This is a genomic window from Photobacterium sp. Alg240-V54 (assembly GCF_900537155.1).
In the GTDB taxonomy this organism is placed as follows: Bacteria; Pseudomonadota; Gammaproteobacteria; order Enterobacterales; family Vibrionaceae; genus Photobacterium.
Genome location: NZ_UNRL01000001.1, coordinates 540850 through 555729, shown reverse-complemented (window position 1 = coordinate 555729; position 14880 = coordinate 540850). Strand labels below are relative to the sequence as shown.

The window sequence follows — 14880 nt, the reverse complement described above, 5'->3', positions numbered from 1 at the left end:
GTAAAATAACAAACGTGATTAACTTCAATTTTAGTTGTCTTTTTTACCATTATTATCCTCCGCAATCTCAGAGTACGAGTTTGCACTCTGACTACAAAATAGCTGTACAAAAAATAATAAGATACAGCACATCATTAAATATCGGGGGATTTTATAATGATCAAGCAACAGATGTTGGCAAAGAAAACCTTATTAGCAGCAGCCATTGGCTCGTTAATGTTCACCGCAGGTTGTAATAGTGATAACACTAATTCCACAACCGAAGAAAAGAAAAATCCACAAGTCGCGGTGAAATTTCAAAATATTCTCGATCGCACCGGTACACCAAAGCACCTAGCTGAAGTCAGTGCTGGTAACCATATGGCTTATACACCACTGCATGATAATGGTGCTTGGCATGGTCATTTGCTACCTGATTTACAGCAACGCTCTGAAAACATGGGTGGCTTTGGTGTAACCGCGATCGCTGAAGAATATAACACTTCGGTTGCAGAGTACTTTGATAAGCTGTCGATTTTAAAAGATGGTCAGCCGGTTAACTTTAAAGCGACGGCTTACAGTATTCCTGGCGCACTTATTCAGACCATGACCGCTGACGGTATTAACGTTGAAATGAAGTTACAGTTTGTTTCTTCGCGTTCATCGATTGTTGAAACCATTATTACTAATGATACTGGCGCAAACCTAGAATTGGTTTGGAATGGTAAATTAGTTGATGGTTATTATGCTAAAGATGGTAAGGCTAATCCTGATTATAAAGCGACTGTCGCTGAGCAATTACCTAACTTTACCCGTACAATAACAGCTGACAAAACCGGTGATATTGATATTGCGTTTGGTAAAGAGCGTGATTCATGGATGGTGCGTACCAGTGGATCTTCCGCGTTTAATATTCAACGTAATATTGCCACTACGACCCATATTAATGGGCTTGAGTATCAATCTGTCGCTGAAATCGGATCACAACCAATTCATACTTTGTATACCGTGTTTAGCCATACATTAACTGCTGCTGAGTGGCAGCAAGAGCAAACCGTCGTTGCTGATATTTTAAAACACCCAATTAGCTATATGAATGCAACCACTGAGCGTTGGGAACAATATTTAAAAAATGGTTTAGTGAATAAAGGTGCTACGTCAGATCAAGAACGTGTAGCAGTAAAAGCGATGGAAACCTTAACCGGTAATTGGCGTAGTCCTGCAGGTTTTGTTAGTTATGATACGGTAACGCCATCAGTTACAGCGCGTTGGTTCTCTGGTAACTTAACTTGGCCGTGGGATACGTGGAAACAAGCGTATGCAATGGCACATTTTAATCCAGATTTAGCAATGGCAAACATTCGTACGGTGTTTGAACATCAGGTACAAGATAACGATATATTACGTCCATACGACAAAGGCTATCTGCTTGATGTGGTTGGTATGAACATGTCACAAGAGCGTGGTGATGCACTTGGTTTAACGGAAATGAATGACTCACAGTCATGGAATGAGCGTAATACCAAACCATCCTTGGCATCGTGGGCGGTATGGGAAGTTTACACAACCCTGAAAGATAAATATAACCGCGCCGATGAAGCACAAGCTTGGTTACAAGAAATGTATCCTAAATTAGTTGATTACCATAACTGGTGGCTAACAGCGCGTGATACTAATAACAATGGTATTCCTGAATATGGTGCGGCTGTAGATCCTGTGCACACAAGTGAAGATGGCCAGTTAATTTATGAGTATAAAACGGCAGCTAATCCTGAGAAATGGATTCCAGCTAAAGGTATCGCTGAATACAATAAATTATTAGAATCTTTTGATTATATTGATATTCATAGCCCGGCACAAACAGCAGCATCGTGGGAGTCTGGCCGTGATGATGCAGCAGTATTTGGTTTTATCGACACTATTGCTGATGCACAAGGCTTAACCGACGTTAAAGAAATTGCACTTATCGATCAACTAGGTCGTTATGCTCATAAGCAACATGGATTTGATAATACTTATTCAGTGAATGGCGATGCGGTGACTTATGCCAATATTGATCCCGAAAACACAGCTAAATTAAACCTAGCTAAAAAAGATTGGCAGGTGAAGTTTAGTGAAAACCGTGATGACAATGATCAATTAGTCGGTTACTCACTGATGCAAGAGTCGGTTGATCAGGCGTCATACTGGTACAGCGATAATAAATACTTAGCTCAAATTGCGACAGTATTAGGCCATGATGCTGAAGCGGCTGTGTTTACTGAGAAAGCGGCAGAAACTAAAGATTATATTAACCAGTGTATGTTTGATCGTGAAACAGGTTTCTACTACGACATTAATATCGATGCTAATCAAGCGCGTTCATTAAATAATGGCTGTGCAGGTAATCCGATTGTTGAACGTGGTATGGGTGCTGAAGGTTGGTCACCACTGTTTAATGGTGCTGCGAATCGTATTACTGCAGCGGCTGTGGTTGAGAATATGATGAATACGGAGAAATTTAACACCACAGTACCATTAGGAACGGCTGCAAAAGATAACCCAGCTTATGGTGCAGATATTTACTGGCGTGGTCGAGTTTGGGTTGATCAGTTCTACTTTGGTGTTAAAGGAATGGCTGATTATGGCTACACTACACAAGCCAACGAGATGGTGAATAAGTTATTTAAAAATGCGAAAGGTTTAACTCTTGATCGCCCAATTCAAGAGAACTACAACCCTGAAACTGGCGCAGTGCAAGGTGCGAATAACTTCTCATGGAGTTCAGCACATTTATACATGCTTTATAATGATTTTCTAAAATAGTTTTGAAGCGATAGATTGTTGAGTCTATAGTTTATAACGCTGTTAACGGGTACTTTTCCCCTTGTATCCGTTTTACATTGCGCCAATGCAAAGCTACATGTTGTTATTGAATGTGTAGATTTGTATTGGCGCTTTTTTAATCAATCAAATCTTGTGCTTTTAATTGGGCTAAAATCATTAAGGTGACGGTTGAGCTAATATCGGTATCGTTACTGGTAAGCCATCGAATTTCTTCAATTTCAGATGCGGGTAATAAATCACCGTTATATTCAGCATAATAACAGGTCATTTTCACCATTATGCCAGGCTCTTTTCCATGAGCTTGTGCCTGAAAATTACCGGCATAGCACAATGATGTTGGAATAAGATCCACCGATAACTCTTCTTTAATTTCACGAATTAATGCCTGAGTGTCTGTCTCACCAGTATCTCGTTTCCCTCCTGGAATATAGTAAGCGCTTTTTCCGTAAGATCGAGCACCTAATAATTTTCGGTGTTTTATATGAAGCCAAGCAAGCTTATCAATAGGTTGAAGTTTATTCACAGTCATCTCCTTTACTGCCAATAGTGTAACAGTTTCAGCAAAGATAAAAAAAGTGACTATCATTATTTCAATCTATGTTTGCATTTTATTTGTGCGTCAATTCATTTAGATCCATGTCTATTACATATGTTCATAGGCATAATCATCAGCCCTAGGTCATTGATGGTTAAAGTTTACTTTATCTTTAACGAAGGAATACGGTGTAATGAAATTCCGCTTAACGAGTACTTCTTATATATTATTAGTTGCTGTTTTTTTTGCAGCAATTCAAAACATCGCTTTGTGGAAGCATCTAAGTGAACTGTTTGCTGAAAATACCACTAATGATGGCGTTTTTATCGCTACGATCCCATTGTTTATTATCGCCGCACTCAATATTATTTTTAATTTACTGTTGTGGCCGTGGCTACAGCGGCCATTAGTTGCGATTCTGATATTTATCTCAAGTTTAGTCACCTATGCGATGTATAGCTATGGCGTCTATTTTGACTATGGGATGATTGTGAATGTGTTTGAAACTAACCCAGCAGAAGCTGGAAGTTACTTCTCTATCGCTGGTGTGGTGTGGATTGTTGCGATTGCAATTATTCCGATTGCGATCTTATGGCGCATTAAGGTTGTTTACCGCTCTGTTGTAAAAGAGATCATTGCACGTTGTATCAGTATTTTAATTTCAGTTTTAGTGATTGTGGTGATTGCAGCAGGTTATTATAAAGATTATGCCTCATTGGTACGCAACCACTCTGAAATTAAGGCACTAATTAACCCAACCAATTATATTTCAGCAACATTTCGTTATGCAAAGTATCAATTAATTGAAGCGAAAATGCCATTCACTCAGTTAGGTGTTGATGCCAAAGATAACCACCAGTCTGGCAAGCATAATGTTGTGGTAATGGTTGTCGGTGAGGCATCACGTTCAATGAATTATTCATTAAATGGTTATGATCGTGATACCAATCCTGAGTTAGCAAAACGTAATGTGATCAGTTTTTTAAATGTAAAATCATGTGGTACCGCAACGGCAGTATCATTGCCTTGTATGTTCTCGGTCATGACCAAAGCGAGTTACAATGCGATAGCGGCTCGCCATCAAGATACTGCGATGGATATTTTACAACGGGCGGGTATTGATGTTGATTGGAAAGACAATGATAGTGGTTGTAAAGGTGTATGTGATCGGGTTAAGCATATTGTGATCAATGCTGATAGTGATCCTAAGCTTTGTCACGATGGCACCTGCTACGATGAAGTCTTGCTTAAAAATCTACAAGCTCAAATTGATGATGCCAAACAAGATACGCTTATTGTATTGCATATAATTGGTAGTCATGGCCCAACATATAATGATCGTTATCCAGCCAAATTTAAAGTGTTTAAGCCAACCTGTAATACCAGTAATTTACAAGAGTGTAGCCGTGAGCAGGTCACTAACACTTATGATAATACCATTTTATATACCGATCATATTTTAAGTAGTGTGATTGATATGTTGAAAAGTGATGATCATAACGCCAATACTGCGATGATTTACATGGCTGATCATGGTGAATCACTAGGTGAAGATGGGGTCTATTTACATGGACTTCCTTATGCAATTGCGCCGAAAGAGCAAACAACAGTGCCGCTAATATTATGGCTATCGCCGGCCTATCAACAAAGCCAGCATATAAACCGCCAATGTTTACAACGTGAAGCGGCTGCTGGTGGCTATTCGCAAGATAATTTATTCCATACTTTATTAGGTATGATGGATGTTAAAACCAAGGTTTATGATCCTAAATTAGATATATTCTCCCAGTGTCAGCAATAAATATATTGAGTGAGATATGAAATAAAAAGAGGGCTGTTGTCCTCTTTTACTTTTATTTCATTGTCCAAAATGTATCATTAGTCACAAACACATTAAGTCTTTTAATTATAAAACAGAGAGATAACCATGAAACCTGGTGCTACGGGCTTAAAACGGATCATTAATGCAACTGGATATTCTATACAAGGCTTAAAAGCTGCGTGGATAAATGAAGCTGCTTTTCGTCAAGAAAGTATTCTGTTAGTTATAATGACGATCGTTTCATTTTTTATGCCTGTGACAAAAGTTGAACGATTAATGATGATTAGCTCATTATTTATTGTTGTTATTGCTGAGTTGATCAATTCTGCCATTGAGGCTGTGGTTGATCGTATTGGGCCTGAGCATCATCAGTTGAGTGGTCGAGCGAAAGATATTGGCTCTGCTGCGGTATTTGTTGCGCTCGCTTTGGTTGTTATCACTTGGGGCAGTATTTTATTTTTATAATTGAAATACCAATTAATAACGCCAGTATTGTTAATTATAATAATACTGACGTTTTTTTGTGGTTTTATTGGGAGTGATAGCCAGTTGCTTTGTCTGCGATGATTTGACCATCTTTAATGGTGATAATTCGCTTAGTGCGTTCCGCTAAACTAACATCATGAGTGACGATAATTAGTGTTCGTCCTTGCCGGTGTAAATCATTAAATAGCGCCTCAATTTCTGCTCCCGATTTAGAATCAAGTGCGCCAGTAGGTTCATCGGCTAAAATTATCTGTGGATCATTGACTAATGCACGCGCAATGGCGACCCGTTGTTTTTGACCACCAGAAAGTTGATTCGGTTTGTGATGCATACGCTCACCTAACCCCACTTGTTCAAGTAAAGCCGCTGCTTTTTGATGACGTTGCTTGGTTTTAGTTCCTCGATACACTAAAGGGAGAGCAACATTATCAAGGGCTGTGGCATAGTCTAATAAATTGAAACTTTGGAAAACAAAACCAATATTATGATTTCTAATTTTAGCCAGCTGATGACTAGTTAAGGTTGAAACATCTTCATTATTGAGTTGATAGTCACCGCTAGTTGGAATATCTAAACACCCCAATATATTCATAAGGGTCGATTTCCCTGATCCTGAGGGACCTAAAATAGATAAAAACTCACCTTTATTAATAGTCAAAGAAACATTATCAAGTGCTTTAACAAGGTGCTCACCCTCACCATAATATTTACAAATATTAGTTAATGAGACTAAGGGATGCTGATTTTTGGAATCAATCGAGGGTATTTTACTCACTTTGTAGTGCCTCTAGTGGAGTGATACTGGCCGCTTTGTTGGCTGGAAACCAAGCTGCAACAATACCAACAACAATTAATGCAATCACAACAATAGCCATAACGCTAAGAGATAACTCCGGTTGTGGTTTGCCTAGATATATATATAACTCACTGTTCGTCATTGGTATTTTTTTGATTAACGCAATTAATCCGACCGTTAAACATAAGCCAATCGTGCCGCCAATCATCATGGTCAGCATAGCTTGAATGAGATAATGACAGCGAATGTTATTGGGAGTTGCACCAACAGCCATACGAATACCAATATCGCGCGTAGCACGCTTAACGCTGGCATACATCACATTGGCAATACCAATACCGGCAACCATCAGCGTAACAAACCCAATAATGCCTAAAAATGTTTGTAAACCTAGCAGAAAATTTCGCATTGATTCTTGATTAAGCAACATATCATCAGTTTGAATCAGTGTTTCATCATTAATGCTAGCGTTATATTTTTGGGCTAAAACTTGACGAATCGTGACAGCTAAACGTTCTCGATTAGCATGTGGCTGGGGTTCAACGTTAAAGGCATTGATCGGTTGTTGAGGCAAAAAACGTTGCCAAGTTGCTAGAGGAACCAGTGTGGCATACATTGATTCTGAGCCTTGTTCTATCCGTCTTGGAGCATCAAGTATACCGATGACGGTAAAATCAATATTACCTATTTTAAGTGTCTGGCCGATTGGATTGTTATCAAGTTTTTTAGGATCACCATAATGATAAGGCTTGTCATTAAATAGTGTCATAGCGGTGTTTTTACCGATAATCACTACCTTACGTTGCTCTCTCGTATCTGTGGGGTTAAACCAGCGTCCACCGGGTTCTAAGGTTAAATCATTAATTGCTTTGTAATTATTTTCAACCGCGAACACTTCGGTATAAGCGAAACGATCGCCTTTTGTGACGGGCTGATCCCATAAAGCAGATGTTGAAACCCGCTTAACATCAGGTAATGTTGCTAAATTCTCGCGGTCAGATAAATGTAAATCAAATGCTTTGCCTTGAAAGAAACGCCCTTGTGTAATACTGGCTGTTCCGCCCGTGACATAAATAAGATCGCCATTACCACTGGTGGTGCTTCTAATAAGCCCTTGGCGAAGCCCTTCACCGGTGGCTAACATGGTGCTTATACACACGGTTGACCATACAATCGCTAAAATAGTAAGACACAATCGGAGTTTTTCTGCAGCCATCTCATGCAGAATTTGTTGCAATGGAAACATGTTATGCCCTCGCACTTAATGCTATGACTGGCGTGAGGTTCGCCGCTCTTCTTGCAGGAAAAAAAGCAGCCAGTAATGCTAATATTGCAGTGATGCTTAGCGTCAAGAAAATTGCGTTAGAGGTAAGAGCCGGTGTGCCTAGCCATTGCGGTAAGTGACTCATCACTAATGCCTTGACGATCAACCATGAGATGCTAAAACCGATAGCGGTTCCTAATATGACTAATACTGCACCTTCAACTAAAAATTGCGTCAAGATATGGGTTGGTGTCGCGCCAATCGCTAGTCGTACTCCAATTTCACGGGTACGCTCTGTCACCGATAAAAACATAATATTGGCAACGCCTAGTGCTCCTACGGCTAATGTCATAGCACCACTGGCTGCTAAAAATAGTTGAATACCTCTAAACAGAGCTAAATATGTATTAGCGAAGTGGCTAAAGTCTGGTGCATTAATCGCTTGAGTATCTTGAGGATCAAACTGAAGCACATGAGCAAAATGTGTTTGTATCGCCTTTCGTAATGCTGCAAGTGAGACTTTTTTTTGTGGAGCAACAATCGCTTGTGATGGTGGGCCTTGCCAGATATCAGCATAAGTTACCGATGGAATAATGAGGCTTCGAGCTGGAAACGAATAGTTCTTTTCATTTTTAGGTACTACGCCAATAATGGTAAAAGGAATCGCATTAATTTTCAGTTGTTCACCAATAGTTAGCTTAGCTTGTTTTGCTAATCGCCATCCAATAATGGCGACGCGGCTGTGATTGCGCTGATCACTGATTGTGATTGGACGTGAACCTGATAGCAATTTTATACCTTGTAAAGGCAGATAATGCGTATCAACGCCGTTGACCACCGCCCGCAGTTTTATGCCTTTCATATCAGTGACATTGGGTTTCTTAGCTCTAAAAACAATCGCCAGCTGTTTTACTTGCGGTAATGTGGCGAGTGATTGATATTGTTTTTGTGTTGCATGAAGCACCCGTCGTGCCGGATAGCCTCGCCACGGAAGGGATGTTTGTCCCATCAACACTTTTTGATTATTGTCGATAAGCGATGACAATGATGTTTTATTGGTTTGGTAAAAGCCTTCACCGAGTGCAACTAATACTAATACCGAGATAATTCCCCACATAATCGCAATTATCGCTAATGAACTGCGAAGCCGATGCGCCATAATGGTTTGTAAAGTTTGCGCTAACAGGGTCATCATTGCTGCAGTGCCTGTGACAGTTGTACGATAGTTTTATCGTTTAATTGTCCGGTTAAGCTCAATAATTGAATTCGATGTAGCCAATAGGTATAAAGAAGATCTTGTAGGCTTTCTTTACTTTTATAGACCTTTTCTTGAATCTGAATAATATCAAGCGCGGTGGTACCGTCAGTGCCTGAGGTATAAATTATTTGTTTGGTCTTAAGTGCTTTGAGATCGGCTTGTAGCTTTTTACTACCAATATCAACTCGTTGCCAATCAAGATCTAATTGATTAAAGCGAGTATTAATATCATTGGTTAAATCCAATTCAACTTGACGCAATTGTTGCTGCGCAATGTGGACACCAACTTTAGCTTTACCGACTTGTGAGCGTATTTTGCCATTAAGATCAAGGGGCACATTGAGGGTGATGCCAGTGTTAAGGTTATCACTATGGCCATTAAAATCATTGCTGTAGCTAATATTGCCCGATAGGTTAGGGTAATAGTCTGCTTGTTGTTGCTTAACTGCGAGTTTAACCTGACGCAGTTGTTGCTGGGCAGCAAGAAGATCAGGACTATTATCTTGGGCCAACTTTAGCCATTGTTGCTTGGTGTTTTTTTGTAATGGTGGTCGATGTAAATTCTGACTATTAATTTCATCAACATGCTGTGGCGGTTGGTTAATCAATTTGGCCAGAATGGCTTGTTGCTCTGCCAGTAATGATTGCTGACTTAATAAATCACTATAGGCACCAAAGACATTAGTATTGGCATCATCGACTTCTGTTGAAAGAATAATACCGGCCTGATATTTTTTTTGAGTCAAGGTTAATAAATGTAATGCATCTTGATGTTGTTCGCGGGTAATACCAACAGCCACTTGAGCCTGAGCAAGTTTAAAATAGGCATCAACAACACTATAAGCAAGCTGATTTTGTTCTTTTTTTAGTTCTAGCTGAGCATAAACGACCTCAGCTTGCGCTTGATCAAGCGCAAGCCATGAACGACTGTCCCAGATAGATTGGGTTAAGGTAACCGTATAGCCTGAGGGTTGGGTTGCATCGTGATCAGACCATGTTTTACCCGCTGTCGCTGATAAATCTGGCAGTAACGCACTTTTAGCCACCTTAGTATCAAATTGGCTTTGCTCTTGTTCTAGTTGTTTTATTTTATAACTTGGATTGGTATTTTTAGCAGCAATCCACGCTTGGTTGATTGTTATTGCATGGCTTGTTAGGCTCCAGCAACTTAAACCTGCCGTCATTATTAGTGTTATGACAATGCGTACTTTAGTCATTGAAATCACCTACTGTACTGGCATCTATCAGTGATTGCTTGGTATCAATACCTGTTTTAATTTCAACATTAATACCATCAGATAACCCTAGTGTTACTGGTTGGTAGTGATAGCCTTGTTCTGAATCATCAGGGATTAAAACTTGTGCCGTATCGCCATCAAAATGCAGAGCGCGCTCTGGTAATGTCATTACATCATCAGCTTTACTTAAGGTGATCTCTGCTGTTGCTGAAAACCCAGATCGTAGCACCATGCCCTTAGGGAATTTGATTTGGCTTACTTCAACGGCAAAGCCATTATCAAAACTTTGTTGCTGTTGATTAGAGTTGGCATTGTTGTCATTAAGTTTTTCTGACTGCACTGCGACTTTAGTTAATACACCCTCAACCTTTTTTTCAGGGTAAGGTGATAAGGTTAATGTGACGGGCATTCCTTCAGATAATTGTGCCGCATCATGTTCACTTACAGTGCCTTTAAAAATAATATTACTCATGTCTGCCATGGTCATTATTTCAGTGGCAGCTTGGTTTGATTCTGTCGATATAATCGGTTCACCAACGTCTACTTTAATATCAATAACTGTACCTGTAATTGGGGCGCTAATGATCGAGGTTAATTTGACATTACCTGCCGTTGATTCGCCTCGACTTTTTAAATCCATATCTTGTTGGCTTTGTTCAACTGTTGCTTGAGCTGATTTTAGTTGAGCCTTGCTTTTAATATAATCGCCAAAATTAGCCGGAATAATATTTTGTGCCACTAAACGTTGGTAGTTTTGTAAGGTTTTTCGCGCAAGTTCAAGATCAGCCTGACTTTTGAGGAGATTAGCATGAGCAGCTGTAAGGTCTTGAGGGGTCGGGTTTGGACGTAATTTCACTAATGGGCTATGAACAGTTACATGTTCTCCAACTCGAACATAGATATCATCAATAATACCACCGATCTGAGATTTTACCTTTACAACCTGTGCTGGCATGATTTCACCCACAGCAACGGCTTGTTTTTTGATGGTTGCTTGTTTTGCGGTGAGTGTCGTAAAGCTGTGCAGCGGTGGTGAATGGGTAGTGGAATAATATATGCCACCTAAACTAATAGAAGCTAATGCCGCAGCGGTTATCCAGCGTTTTTTCATATTAACGTCCAACAACAAGGTAAAAATAGAATGAGTTGGTCAGTAGGTTTTCTGATTTCAGATAATTATGTTAAGAAATTGGAGCCTAAACTGATAACAAAATAAAGCGATAAGATAATCAAATATTACCACTGCATTGTTAATTCTTCGTCGTTTATTTGTGAGAGGATTAACAAAAATGTTGTGGGGTAAAGGCGTTATGAAAGGTTGTTTGCAGTATATGTAACGTTATTGTAAGGCAGGATTAGTATTTTGCGCTGTAAAACCAGCGCAAAATAGGCTTAAATTAGTCTGTTATTGTTTTTTAGTTGCCCACAGATGTAATAAATCGGTAGCAATGGTCGCTGCCGCAAGTGCTGTAATATCGGCATGATCATAAGCAGGTGCAACTTCAACCACATCCATTCCAATAAGATTAATCCCTTGTAAACCACGAATGATTTTCAGTGCCTTATCTGAGCTAATCCCGCCACAAACAGGCGTCCCCGTGCCAGGAGCATAGGCAGGATCTAAACAATCAATATCAAACGTTAAGTAAACCGGCATCTCGCCAACAGCGGCTTTAATGTTTTCAACAATCTGCGCCACACTCCAATCATTAGCGGTATCGGCCGAGATAACATTAAATCCTAGTTTGTCACTGTGTTCGGTACGAATACCAATTTGCACCGAATGTGTCGGGTCAATTAAGCCTTCCTTTGGTGCATGGTAGAACATCGTGCCATGATCAAACTTACTGCCTTGATCATAAGTGTCAGTATGAGCATCAAAGTGAATTAATGCCATTTTACCAAAACGTTTCGCATGAGCGCGTAATAATGGTAACGTGACGAAGTGATCTCCACCAAAAGTAAGCAGCGTTTTTCCTTGCTCTAATAAGCCTGTAGCATGTGCTTCCAAGCGCTCGCACATCTGAGCTGCATCACCACAATCAAACACTAAATCACCGCAATCGGCAATTTTAATGGATTTTAAGAGGCTAAAATTCCATGGCCAGCGTTTGCCTTCCCATGCGAGATTCGTTGATATTTGACGAATAGCCCCCGGCCCCATGCGACTACCTGAACGGCCTGTTGTTGCCATATCAAATGGCACTCCAGTGATAATAACATCAGCGTCTGACTCCATTGGTGCAAAGTTTAACGGTTGACGTAAAAAGCCAAATGCGTTGGCATATAAAGAGTAATCTGGGTAATTAGCTAGTGTTGCCATGGTTTTCTCCAACAACAATATTACAGGGCAAAAGGCCCACTAAAAGTCCTATCACTGCTTAATTGTAGTGATAGGGTGTTCAAAATAGGATGACTATTTTTTAAGTCTTAAATTGCGCGAACATCTTCTAGGTAGGTATATCCTTCAAGTCCATCTGCCAATTCTTTGAGAATACTCTCACGCTCATCTTCAGCGAGGTGTTGCTGTGCCATTAATTGGTATTGGCGCAGAAACTCATTTGAATCTAAGTGTACATAACGCAGTACATCACCGACGTTGTCACCACGATCAATTTTTTCGATGTAATAACCACCATCAGTAGTACAACGCACCACGGCGGTATCGGTATCGCCAAATAGATTATGCATATCACCTAAAATTTCTTGGTATGCGCCAACCATAAAGAAACCAATACGGTAGGGTTGTTCATCACTCCATGTTGGAACCGGAAGTGTGCTTTCTATACCTTGGTTTTCAACATATTGGTCAATCGCACCATCTGAGTCGCAGGTGATATCAAGAATAATCGCACGACGCTCAGGGGCTTTATCTAAGTTGCTTAATGGCAAAATAGGGAATACTTGCTCAATGCCCCATGCATCAGGTAGTGACTGAAACAGTGAGAAATTAACAAAAAATTTATCTGCTAAACGCTCATGTAACTCATCGAGTAATGGACGATGAGCACGATTTTTAGCTGATAATGTTTTTTCAAGCTGGTGACATAAACGTAAACTCACTTGTTCAGCCCAAGCTCTATCAATAAAGCTGATCATGCCAACGGCAAACAAAGAGTGAACTTCAGCTAAATCGCTTTGGTTATCATGGTATAGCTCAACCAATGAACGGTGATCGGCGTTATCCGTCAGTTCTTTCCAAGAGCGCCACATGTTATGCAAAATATGCGGTGCATCCGCTGCTGGCGCTGAAATAGATTCTGGCTTATAGCTTTCAATACCAACCACATCAGTGATTAATACCGCGTGGTGAGCGGTTAAGTTACGACCTGATTCTGAAATAATACGTGGCATTGGCATGTCGTATTGTTGGCAAATATCACCTAAGACATAGACCACATTATTGGCGTATTCATTGATGCTGTAGTTCATCGAACAGCTGCTTTGGCTGCGCGTCCCTTCGTAATCAACGGCCAAACCGCCACCAACATCAACGGTGGTGATCCCTGCGCCTAATTTCTTCAATTCAGCATACACACGACCCGCTTCACCAACACCATTACGCACATCGCGAATATTGGCAATTTGTGAGCCGAGGTGAAAGTGTAATAACTGTAAGCAATCAAGCATTTCACGTTGGCGTAATTCTTCAACCACGGTTAATACTTGTGATGCAGATAAACCAAATTTAGATTTTTCGCCACCACTTGCTTGCCATTTACCTTTACCTTGAGAAGCCAAACGTGCACGTAGACCTAAGCGTGGCGTAACGCCCAACTCAGCGGCTTCTTGTAAGATAATTTTTAGTTCAGAGAGTTTCTCAAGGACGATGTAAACTTCATGGCCGAGCTTTTCGCCAATTAACGCTAATCGAATATATTCACGATCTTTATAGCCGTTACAAACGATGACAGAACTTGCCTCTTGCGCCATAGCAAGTACCGCCATAAGTTCTGGTTTACTACCAGCTTCTAGGCCTAATTGACGCTGCTGTTTAGCATATTGGCTGGCTAATATTTCACTAACGACTTCTTGTTGCTGGTTAACTTTAATTGGGTATACCGCAAGGTAGTCGCCTTGATAACCGTAATTTTCAATCGCTTGGTTAAAAACGCTGCATAAGCTATCCACTCGATGGTGCAGAATATCAGCAAAGCGTACTAAAACCGGTAACGATGCGCCGGCTGCGATTAATTCATCAGCAAGTTGCGATAAGCCGATAGTATTGGCTGGGTTATTAATATCGGGACGGGCAACAACTGAGCCATCTTGCGCTATATCAAAATAACCTTGGCCCCAGTAAGGTGTATTATAAACGTCACGGGCATTATTAATTGTCCAATCACTCATTGTTTAATCTCTTCCTGAGCGAAAATACCGTAGCCATAAAATACAGGTGTATAACATCCCTGCTTGGCTGCAGTAAATATCGAAATAGTGTGGTGACTGACACGATAACGGTCAGAATAAATGTACGTTGTTATTGAAATCTAATCGCGCAGATTGGCGCTATAGCATTTTCAATTACAAGCTACTGGGACTATCTGAGCTGGAATCGTCATTACAAGTCATGAACAAACGGATTGTTCTTCTTGATAGGTGAGGTTTGGCTTTGGTTGTTGCGTTGTCGCATACTTTATTGAGGCTAAAAAAAGCCCTCGAGTATAATGCGGCGA

11 protein-coding genes are annotated in these 14880 nt (G+C 40.3%); 3 read left to right on the top strand and 8 right to left on the bottom strand.

The genetic code is table 11. The features are described from left to right. Window positions 1-156: 156 nt before the first annotated feature. Window positions 157-2784: an alpha-glucosidase gene (gene ygjK / locus G6R09_RS02340; protein ID WP_163920306.1), complete on the top strand. Its 2628-nt coding sequence runs from the start codon at window positions 157-159 to the stop codon at window positions 2782-2784. 136 nt (window positions 2785-2920) lie between these two features. Here the strand turns inward: ygjK and G6R09_RS02335 are convergent, their stop codons facing one another. Continuing rightward, window positions 2921-3334, bottom strand: a complete 414-nt coding sequence (locus G6R09_RS02335) for an NUDIX domain-containing protein (protein WP_163921041.1) — start codon at window positions 3332-3334, stop codon at window positions 2921-2923. 199 nt (window positions 3335-3533) lie between these two features. On the opposite strand from G6R09_RS02335, the gene eptA reads away from it, so the two are divergent. Both eptA and G6R09_RS02325 read left to right on the top strand, forming a co-directional pair. Beyond that, window positions 3534-5141, top strand: coding sequence for a phosphoethanolamine transferase EptA (gene eptA, locus G6R09_RS02330; RefSeq protein WP_163920304.1), 1608 nt, complete (start codon window positions 3534-3536; stop codon window positions 5139-5141). 126 nt (window positions 5142-5267) lie between these two features. After that, window positions 5268-5627, top strand: a complete 360-nt coding sequence (locus G6R09_RS02325; protein WP_065168719.1) for a diacylglycerol kinase — start codon at window positions 5268-5270, stop codon at window positions 5625-5627. 64 nt (window positions 5628-5691) lie between these two features. On the opposite strand, the gene G6R09_RS02320 is transcribed toward G6R09_RS02325, so the two are convergent. The 7 genes from G6R09_RS02320 to speA form a co-directional block, all read right to left on the bottom strand. Then, the gene (locus G6R09_RS02320) at window positions 5692-6423 is read right to left on the bottom strand and encodes an ABC transporter ATP-binding protein (RefSeq protein ID WP_163920302.1); all 732 of its coding nucleotides are present in this window, start codon (window positions 6421-6423) and stop codon (window positions 5692-5694) included. Further along, entirely contained in the window at window positions 6416-7690 is a 1275-nt protein-coding gene (locus tag G6R09_RS02315) for an ABC transporter permease (protein WP_163920301.1), read from the bottom strand. The genes G6R09_RS02320 and G6R09_RS02315 overlap by 8 nt, the downstream gene beginning before the upstream one ends. 1 nt (window position 7691) lies before the next feature. After that, entirely contained in the window at window positions 7692-8903 is a 1212-nt protein-coding gene (locus tag G6R09_RS02310; protein WP_163920299.1) for an ABC transporter permease, read from the bottom strand. Further along, the gene (locus tag G6R09_RS02305) at window positions 8900-10183 is read right to left on the bottom strand and encodes a TolC family protein (protein ID WP_240345689.1); all 1284 of its coding nucleotides are present in this window, start codon (window positions 10181-10183) and stop codon (window positions 8900-8902) included. Before G6R09_RS02305 ends, G6R09_RS02310 begins: the two co-directional genes overlap by 4 nt. Next, the gene (locus tag G6R09_RS02300) at window positions 10176-11315 is read right to left on the bottom strand and encodes an efflux RND transporter periplasmic adaptor subunit (RefSeq protein WP_163920297.1); all 1140 of its coding nucleotides are present in this window, start codon (window positions 11313-11315) and stop codon (window positions 10176-10178) included. Before G6R09_RS02300 ends, G6R09_RS02305 begins: the two co-directional genes overlap by 8 nt. Window positions 11316-11609: 294 nt before the next feature. Further along, window positions 11610-12527 carry an agmatinase gene (gene speB / locus G6R09_RS02295; RefSeq protein WP_065168725.1) on the bottom strand — a complete coding sequence of 306 codons (918 nt, stop codon included), beginning with the start codon at window positions 12525-12527 and terminating at the stop codon, window positions 11610-11612. A gap of 107 nt (window positions 12528-12634) precedes the next feature. Beyond that, window positions 12635-14554, bottom strand: coding sequence for a biosynthetic arginine decarboxylase (gene speA, locus G6R09_RS02290; RefSeq protein ID WP_163920295.1), 1920 nt, complete (start codon window positions 14552-14554; stop codon window positions 12635-12637). Between the last annotated feature and the right edge of the window lie 326 nt (window positions 14555-14880).

Bases quoted from the DNA above. Each gene is read 5' to 3' on its own strand.
- G6R09_RS02305 (WP_240345689.1), bottom strand. From the start codon at position 10,183: ATGACTAAAGTACGCATTGTCATAACACTAATAATGACGGCAGGTTTA.
- G6R09_RS02335 (WP_163921041.1), bottom strand. From the start codon at position 3,334: ATGACTGTGAATAAACTTCAACCTATTGATAAGCTTGCTTGGCTTCAT.
- G6R09_RS02315 (WP_163920301.1), bottom strand. From the start codon at position 7,690: ATGTTTCCATTGCAACAAATTCTGCATGAGATGGCTGCAGAAAAACTC.
- G6R09_RS02300 (WP_163920297.1), bottom strand. From the start codon at position 11,315: ATGAAAAAACGCTGGATAACCGCTGCGGCATTAGCTTCTATTAGTTTA.
- G6R09_RS02325 (WP_065168719.1), top strand. From the start codon at position 5,268: ATGAAACCTGGTGCTACGGGCTTAAAACGGATCATTAATGCAACTGGA.
- speA (WP_163920295.1), bottom strand. From the start codon at position 14,554: ATGAGTGATTGGACAATTAATAATGCCCGTGACGTTTATAATACACCT.
- ygjK (WP_163920306.1), top strand. From the start codon at position 157: ATGATCAAGCAACAGATGTTGGCAAAGAAAACCTTATTAGCAGCAGCC.
- G6R09_RS02310 (WP_163920299.1), bottom strand. From the start codon at position 8,903: ATGATGACCCTGTTAGCGCAAACTTTACAAACCATTATGGCGCATCGG.
- speB (WP_065168725.1), bottom strand. From the start codon at position 12,527: ATGGCAACACTAGCTAATTACCCAGATTACTCTTTATATGCCAACGCA.
- eptA (WP_163920304.1), top strand. From the start codon at position 3,534: ATGAAATTCCGCTTAACGAGTACTTCTTATATATTATTAGTTGCTGTT.